Below are 5,690 nucleotides of genomic sequence, written 5' to 3'. Positions count from 1 at the left end.
CCCCGTGGCCACCGACACCGCCAATACCTATAACGCCAGTCGCGCCGGGGCAACCCTGGCAGTCACCCGAAACGAGCGAAACGAATGGCTGGCAATCAACACCGGTCTCAAGGGCGGCATGCCACGCCATCCGGCGCTCAAACCGATACATGACGAACTGATGCAGCGCTACCAGCCCATTCATAACGCGCACAAAGCCATTGAAAGGTCATCGCAACAATACGATGCCCTGCATGAGCAGGTGCGGCTGCAACCCGAAGGCAGTACCGAAAGAACCGAGGCCCTGATCAAGCTTGAAGTGCACATGCTCAAACTCCTCAAAATGCAGGCGGACTTCGTGCAGTCGCTGATCGATAACAGGGAATGGCTCAAGCATTTGAAAGCCAGCGGGCAATATAAGCGGGAATTGCGAACGTTCCAGAAGGAACGGGTGGAGAACCTGAACCGGCTCATGGTGATCATGGACATGCGAGTCAAACCTCTCGCCTTGGCCGTGTCCGTAAGCACTTACCGGAGAGTCATTACCCATCTGAACAAGAAGCTCAAGCTGCTCGAAGACCGTCAGGCCTTGATGGAACACATCAAGAAATCCGACCCCAGCTCAGTGTCTGACCTGGATGAATTGAACAACAAGCTCCCCGGCGTCGATCAGATCAAATTCAACCAGTTGACGCTTTACCTGCGCCTGCTGACGGATGACTCTCCGAATCCGCCCAGTCCGGGCATGGAATCGTTACGGGCGATCGACCTGTTCACCGAAAGTCTGAAGAGCATTCCCGAGCACCAGCAACCGTTGGCGTTGTTATTGGCCGTCGATCAGCTAAAGAACGAGAAAGGCCGATTCGCAGCGTTAATGACGCTGGAAAGTCCGGAAAAGGTCGGCTACATCAAAGAAATCATTACGCTGATCGAGCAATACGAAAGCAAAATCGAAAGTCGCCTGACCACTATCTATGACAGGTTCGAGCGCAACACCGAGCTTCCGCATCTCGATCAGGAGATCGATTTCGACTTTGTTCCGCCGCAGTCGAATACCTCGCCAGCCGTTCCGGCGCCGCCCAGGAAAATGTTCCGTACCCGCCAACACGGCACTTACAAGGTACTGGTGGGAGAAACGGAAATCGCTGCCGATGGTAATGTCACGCTCAAGGTGCCCGACCCGTTCCGCCCCGACAGCCCGCCGCAGCGCTACGAAAAACACCAGGGCGAATGGTTGCCGGTGCGCCCGCACATTGTCGACACACCACGGCCCGAACGCCTCAGCGAAGCCCGTCGCCTGCTGGCCGGCGTCGCCGGACACTTGGCCGAAGCAAAATCCAGGGAAGCCAGAAAAACCAACCCGACGGATATTCTCGAGTATCTGGGCGCCGAGGCCGATCGCCTCAACGATCAGGCAAGATTGCTGGAAAACCATCAACAGGCCGTCGATGACAGCGAAACTGCCGGGCTGGTCGCACGCTTGCGCAGCGCTGGCGACTCACTGACCGAAGAAGGACAAAACGTTCTGGTGCGCATGTACAAAAACAGAGCCGTGCTGGATGTCATGCGCCTGAATTATCTGCTCGACCATGGCGAACTCGATGTGGTCCGTAAGGTGTCTCGCAAACCGATGGGCAAAGGCGCGAAAAAAACATTTCTCGACGTTTATTCGATCAATGATCGCTCTGACACCACGCCGTTATGGGAAGCCCATTTCCACTACGAGGCCCACGACAGCCATGCGCTGAATTTCACGGTCAAGGGCGGGCATCTGAAAACCCTTGAGCAGGCCGGACGCGGCACGTTGTCCCAGCGCCGGGATGAACAGGCCGGTTTACCGCACGTGGCCATCTGGCGTGAAACCTTCGATGGCAAAACCGCACAAAAAATATTCAACCTGGCGGCTTAAGACCGCCGGATAAACCTCAAGGCAATGACGCCAAATGCCTCACGGCTCTCGTTCGCGAGGGTCGAGGGGCAACCCTGCAAGGATGAAAATATGAAGATTCGCCCCCCCGTCAGAGGCACCACCACTGTCGACATCCATTCCCCTGCGACCTCCCCCGCACAGGCCCCCTCGTCGTCGCTCGACAGACCGGGCCGGATCGATGTCTGGGCGCCAACCACGATGCTGGCGCGGTACCACCCCGAGCCTGGCAGAGCACGACCCGACGTCAATCCCGATGCGATTGCGCCAGCCCCTCCATTGACCGTTCATGAGCTGCCGACGGCTGCAACCCTGCCTTCGCCCCGTGCGCAAACAGCCATCGAGTCCTACTGGATCGCCACTGGCGCACGCTTGCCGGAGGCTGACGCACAAGGTTTTCGTACACTCAAGGGACGCCCATATGTCGATGTGCCGGACGGCGGCATCGTGCAGATCGGCATCGATCCGTTGACCGGTCTGTACCGCGCCAGACTGCACAGCGAACTGACCCCTTCCGGCCCGGTGCTGGTGCGTGATGCCGACAGCGCGCTCTGGCATCCGCGCCCGGACCTTGAGTCGATCATCTTCACACTGTCCGAGACCCGCCTTGAAGCCTTCCGGACAACGCTGGACTTCGCCTACGTCGAAGTCGATGGCGACGGCCTGATCCGTCACGAGGGCAAACTCTACGTGGTGATCCACGAACGCACCTATCAGGTCTTGCATGATCAGGAGGCGTCGTCGCCCCACGCGGCGGTGATGCGCATCATCCGGACGCAGGATCCGGTGGCCCGTGACCCGGACAACGTGTATGTCGCCACTCGTCCCGGCCGATCGGAAGCCATCGTGTTCGACCCCCGGGATGGCTGGGTGGGCGTCAACGTCGCGGGAACGGGCGGAATGCGCCGTGGCGAACCGGAACGGCCGGTGCGCCAAAGTCTGGCCGAGCGCTTGGCCGCTTTCGTCAATCGCCCGAAAAGGCTGGAGCCTCGCGTGCGTAAACTGTTCCCCTCCTTTGACGATCAACAGGTTGCGACCTGGCTCCAGTGGTTTGGCGACACCGCCAGCGCCGCGCTGACTCGCAAGGAAGCTGAATACAAAACCCTGAAAAAGGATTTGCTTGCCTGGATCGAAAGCGGCGCGCAGACCTCCTCAGCTTCAGAGGTCAAGGCGAAGCTGATCGCCGATGAGATCAAACGCTGCTGGCGTCACGAGACTGCGGCGCGGCTGATATTGTCCGCCGAAGGCATATCCCTGCCGGTACTGAGCGCGGATTTCAGTCACGTGCGCGTGTTAACGCTTTCGGGCGTCAACGGGTCGGCTGCCGCCGAGACTTTTCTGTCCGGTTTTTCCGACCTGCGCAGCTTGTCCATCAAGCATTCCAGCCTTGAAAAACTACCGGCTCCGGTGGCGGACATGCGCAAGCTGACACGGCTGGACTTGAGCTCGAACCACATAGAACTGGATCAACAAGGCGCTGCAAGGCTGGCCGGCCTGAACCAGTTGATTGCGCTCGACCTTTCCCATAATCCTTTGAACAACACACCGGACTTCAGTGGCATGTCCGGATTGAATTCGCTGGATCTCAGTCACACCGGAATCACTCACTGGCCGACAGGCCTGGAGGAGATGAGCGCATTGACAGACCTGAATCTGAGCCACAACGCGCTTCGGGAAGTGCCACAGGCCTTCATTAATCCGGCCGCAGAACGCCTGGCGTCAGTGGCGCGTATCAACTCGGTCACACACCTGGCGGGTAACGACTTCCCTCCGGGCTACTGGAGAGAATTCGACAGTTACTGGCGGCGACTGAACAGAGAACATCCCGAGCTGATCAAGACGACGCGCCCGACAGCCTTTGATACCGAAGATTCAGGGGTTCAGCGTTATCGGCGCTTGTATCCGGGCAAAAGCATCAAGGCCTGTCGGGACTTCATCTGGAGCCTTGAACAGGACGCCGCAGGCATCCGGCTCAATAACCTCGAACAGGAGTTCAGCATGCTGAAAGGCCAGCTCGATGCCTGGGTGTTTTCCGGCGGTGGCATCCGTCAGCGCTATATTCGGGCGAATCAATTGCAGATCAACGCGCAAAACCGTAACGACCGGACCGAGGCGAGCAATCGGATACTCGCTTGCTGGCGGCGTGAAACACCCCAGAAACTGGCCAACGACCAAACGCCGATCGGCCTCGAGCTGGACCTCAGCGGTCTGAACCTGCCCAGCCTGCCGGACATTGATGTGGACTTCAGTCATGTCGGTTCGCTGAAACTGAGCAACATGAGCCTGAGCACGTCGCCCGAAGGTTTTCTGACCCGTTTTCGCCATGTGCGCTGGCTGGACCTTTCGCGCAATCAACTGCGTGAACTACCACCCGCCGTTGGCGAAATGCACGGTCTGACCCGTCTGTTTTTGCAGGACAACCAGATTGCCCTGACCGCCGAGAGCGCTCAGGTTCTGGCCGGACGCAGCACACTGCGCGCCCTGTGGCTGAACGACAACCCTCATTTGGCTATCACCCCGGACTTCAGCCAGATCCTCGATATGCGCTCGCTCAATCTGGCGAGCACTGGCATCGACGCATTCCCCACGGGACTTGTCGACCAGCCCTTGCTCGACACCGTCAATCTGCGTCACAACCGGATCACGGAGATTCACGACGCGGTCATCGCGCCACCGGACGAGCGCCTGGCGCACACCGCACGGGTCAACAACGTCACCGACATTGGCAGAAATCCGTTATCCGCGGAAACCCTTACACGCCTCAACCGTTACAACGAACGCCTGATAGAAGCCGAGACACCGTTGACCGGCCGCAACAATCTGATCGACTCCGCCCGCGGACGGGGCCCGGCCGTCGTTCGGGCCATGGCTGATGACCCGATGGCACGCTGGACCGCCGGCCTGTCCGCCGACGAGGTGTCCGCCAGAAGAACTCAATGGCAGACCCTGCGTGATCAGCAAGGTTCGGACGGTTTGTTCGATACCCTTGAACGCTTGCTGCAAGATCCCGCCGGCCACCAGGCACTGCAGCAAAGGGTCTGGAAGGTGATTGATAGCATCACCGAAAACAGTCCGGAGTCCGAACGCTTGCGCAGGGAGCTTTTCTCTCGGGCGGGCGAAGCGACCTGCTGTGACCGGGCGGCCTTCACATTTGCCAATCTTGAAGTGCGGACAATGATGTACAACGCGCGGACCCAGGCCCGTGACCAGGCACAAGGCCCGGAGCTGTCAGCGCTTTCCAAATCGTTGTTCCGCCTGCACGAGGTGGACAAAATCGCATCGGCGGACATCGCACGGCGTGAAGCGGCCATCAGCGAAACGCGAGGAACCCAGGCAGGCGCGGCCCATGTACAGGAAGAGGTCGAAATCCGGCTCGCCTACCGCCACGGCCTGAAAGATCGCCTGCAACTGCCGGGACAACCCGAGCGGATGGGCTTTGCACAGTTGGCCGACGTGTCAAAGGCCCAATTGGATGCCGCCTACGAAAAGGTCATTGCGCTGGATAATTCTCCAGAAGAATTTCAGGCGTTGATCTCGCGGGAGTTCTGGCAGGAATTCGTCACACACAAGTACCGGTCGCAGTTCGAATCCCAGCGTCAGCCATTCCAGGATCGTCAGGCAACGCTCGACGCTGCACATAACGCGAAGACACTGGCGTTTGCCGACTATGACGAGCAGTCAAGAGCACTGCAGGCTTCACTGGCAATCGAGGAAGCGGCGCTGGTCGAGACGCTGACCCGGCAAGAGCTGAGTGAGCAGGCTGCCCGCACCACGGACGAACAGA

General features: G+C 59.2%; 2 protein-coding genes. Both read left to right on the top strand.

What is annotated here, in order from left to right; genetic code table 11:
* On the top strand, positions 1-1,888 hold a 1,888-nt coding region (locus tag DBR24_RS09360), incomplete at its 5' end, for a hypothetical protein (protein WP_256591362.1).
* Between the two features lie 90 nt (positions 1,889-1,978).
* Positions 1,979-5,690: NEL-type E3 ubiquitin ligase domain-containing protein (locus DBR24_RS09355; RefSeq protein WP_256591361.1), on the top strand; the 3,712-nt coding region annotated here is incomplete at its 3' end.

Origin of the sequence: Pseudomonas sp. HMWF006 (genome assembly GCF_003061205.1) — a bacterium.
GTDB lineage: Bacteria > Pseudomonadota > Gammaproteobacteria > Pseudomonadales > Pseudomonadaceae > Aquipseudomonas > Aquipseudomonas monsensis.
Note: the sequence above shows the minus strand (reverse complement) of the source record. Positions and strands in the feature narration are given on the sequence as shown.